The sequence below is a fragment of the Pseudonocardia oceanicola genome (assembly GCF_047200735.1).
Taxonomy (GTDB): Bacteria; Actinomycetota; Actinomycetes; order Mycobacteriales; family Pseudonocardiaceae; genus Pseudonocardia.
On sequence record NZ_JBJZON010000066.1, the window covers coordinates 1 to 1,557 of the forward strand.

At 57.7% G+C, this 1,557-nt stretch carries 1 rRNA gene; it reads left to right on the top strand.

The features are described from left to right. A 23S ribosomal RNA gene (locus ACL02T_RS34805) occupies positions 1 to 1,557 on the top strand; the annotation flags it as partial.

Sequence of the window (1,557 nt, forward strand, 5' to 3'; positions counted from 1 at the left end):
GAGGCTGTTGATGCTAACCATCCGAACCCGCCTCTGAGTCCTTCGGGACGAGGAGGAGTGGGGGAGCGTGGGGTCCGATTCGGTAGTAGGCAAGCGATGGGGTGACGCAGGAGGGTAGCCTCGCCACGCGGTGGTTGTCGTGGTGTAAGCCTGTAGCCCGATTCCCAGGTAAATCCGGGGGTCTGCCTTTGATGGCGGGGGTGAGAGGTGATGCGTAGCCGATTGAGGCGAAGTAGGGTGATCCCATGCTGTCGAGAAAAGCCTCTAGCGAGTGCTGTTGCGGCCCGTACCCGAAACCGACACAGGTGGTCAGGTAGAGAATACCGAGGCGATCGAGTGAACTCTGGTTAAGGAACTCGGCAAAATACCTCCGTAACTTCGGGAGAAGGAGGGCCGGTTGCCTTGAAGCTCTTTGCGGGCTAGGGGCGGCCGGTCGCAGAGACCAGGCCCAAGCGACTGTTTACTAAAAACACAGGTCCGTGCGAAGTCGCAAGACGAGGTATACGGACTGACGCCTGCCCGGTGCTGGAACGTTAAGAGGACCTGTTAGCTGATTCGTCGGCGAAGCGGAGAATTTAAGCGCCAGTAAACGGCGGTGGTAACTATAACCATCCTAAGGTAGCGAAATTCCTTGTCGGGTAAGTTCCGACCTGCACGAATGGCGTAACGACTTGGGCGCTGTCTCGACCAGAGACTCGGCGAAATTGCACTACGAGTAAAGATGCTCGTTACGCGCGGCAGGACGGAAAGACCCCGGGACCTTTACTACAGCTTGGTATTGGTGCTCGGTTCGGCTTGTGTAGGATAGGTGGGAGACTGTGAAGCGGTCACGCTAGTGGTTGTGGAGTCGTTGTTGAAATACCACTCTGGTCGAATTGGGTGTCTGAACCTCGGGCCATGATCTGGTTCAGGGACAGTGCCTGGTGGGTAGTTTAACTGGGGCGGTTGCCTCCTAAAGGGTAACGGAGGCGCCCAAAGGTTCCCTCAGCCTGGTTGGCAATCAGGTGTTGAGTGTAAGTGCACAAGGGAGCTTGACTGTGAGACTGACGGGTCGAGCAGGGACGAAAGTCGGGACTAGTGATCCGGCACCTCCTGGTGGAAGGGGTGTCGCTCAACGGATAAAAGGTACCCCGGGGATAACAGGCTGATCTTGCCCAAGAGTCCATATCGACGGCATGGTTTGGCACCTCGATGTCGGCTCGTCGCATCCTGGGGCTGGAGTAGGTCCCAAGGGTTGGGCTGTTCGCCCATTAAAGCGGTACGCGAGCTGGGTTTAGAACGTCGTGAGACAGTTCGGTCCCTATCCGCCGCGCGCGTAGGAGACTTGCGGAAGGCTGTCCCTAGTACGAGAGGACCGGGACGGACGAACCTCTGGTGTGCCAGTTGTACCGCCAGGTGCATGGCTGGTTGGCTATGTTCGGAAGGGATAACCGCTGAAGGCATCTAAGCGGGAAGCTCGTTCCAAGATGAGGTCTCCCACCACCTTGGCGTGGGTAAGGCTCCCAGTAGACGACTGGGTTGATAGGCCAGAGATGGAAGCCTCGTGAGGGGTGGAGT